Here is a 1,402-nt window from a genome sequence, read left to right as displayed (position 1 = left end):
AGGCGATGTTCGAGGATGTCATATTCGACACCGGCGAAACTGAGCGCCCTGGCGACATAGAGGCCCTGCATCTTCAGGTCGCGGGCGATCAATTCCATCGCCGCGATCCCGCCACGCCGCAAACTGTCGACGAATGCGCGGCGATCGGCGAAGGCGGTGGTCGGACCCCACAGGCCAAGCCGGGTGGCATAAGCGAGATTGTTGACGTCCGACGCGCCGGTTGCCGACACGTACAGGACGCGGGCGCGAGGCAGCAGGTTCTGCAGGCGCACGCCGGCGATGCCTTGATCGGAGCCGTCCTTGGTGCCGAAACGGCCTTCGCCGCCGGCGACACCCGCCATTTCGTGCGCCTCGTCGAACACCATCATGCCGTCGAAATCATCGCCGACCCAGTCGAGGATCTGCTGAAGGCGAGTACCCTTGTCCCCCCGGTTGGAGCGGAGCGTCGCATAAGTGAGGAAGAGCACACCCTCGGCCGCGCCTACGGCCGAGCCCAGTTTCCACTGATTGAGATGCTGGATGTCGAGCGCGAGACCGCCGACCGCGGTCCAGTCGCGACGTGCGTCCTCCAGCAGTGTCTCGGTCTTAGATATCCAGATGTGCTTGCGGCGCCCGCGTAGCCACTGGTCGAGGATGATGGCGGCAACCTGACGGCCCTTGCCGGCACCCGTGCCGTCGCCAAGGAAGAATCCGGTCCGGTAAGGGCGACCGTCCTGGTCCGGCGCGAGCGACAACCCTTCCTCGGCCGCCTTGAACAGACCGGAGATGTCGCGCTCGAACGCGTCACCGGCGTAGATCAGCGTTTCGAGCTGAGCGTCGGACAGCACCCGGTTGTCGACTACACCGGCTGGCAGCTTCGGAACGTAAGACGGCCGCGGTGCCGTAATCGAGCCCATGGCGATCGATTCCACCAGAGCGGTCGGATGCGCGGATGCACAGGGAATGGCGATCCGGCTTGGCCGATACGGCAGGTACACCCCCACCGCCTCACCGGTCGGTACGGGTGCAGCAAAGACGGTGTAGCCGATATCAAGCGCATTGAGAGATTGGGCGGTCGTCGCGATCGGGGCCGAAAGCCGGGGTCTGCTCGAAAGACCGCCGAGCAGGGATGCGCGCGCACGGGTTAGTGCAAGGCGCGCTGGGGAGAGTCTCGGGGTTTCCGTAACGCTGGCCGCGGAAGCGCTGATCGTCGCGAGCGCTTCGGCGAGTGAGTTGCACCGAACGACGGCGACGTCATCCTGGAAGCCTTTTTCCAGAACGATGAGCTTCACGATCTGGCTGGTGCCGTGTTTGGCATAGGCATTGGCGGGCAGTTCGACGTGGAGCGTGATCGCACAGCCCTCGGTTGCCTTCGCCCAGGCGCGGCTCGATGTATCCACGCGATCGGGAAGGATAGCGGCGC

The 1,402-nt window shown here is 64.9% G+C and carries 1 protein-coding gene; it reads right to left on the bottom strand.

What is annotated here, in order from left to right; all coding sequences use genetic code 11:
- Positions 1-1,402: strawberry notch family protein (locus ACEK02_RS16470; protein ID WP_371422662.1), on the bottom strand; the 1,402-nt coding region annotated here is incomplete at both ends.

Source organism: Tardiphaga sp., from assembly GCF_041424195.1.
Taxonomy (GTDB): domain Bacteria; phylum Pseudomonadota; class Alphaproteobacteria; order Rhizobiales; family Xanthobacteraceae; genus Tardiphaga.
The sequence above is the reverse complement of the archived record's forward strand: the minus strand, read 5'-3'. Positions and strand labels throughout refer to the sequence as shown.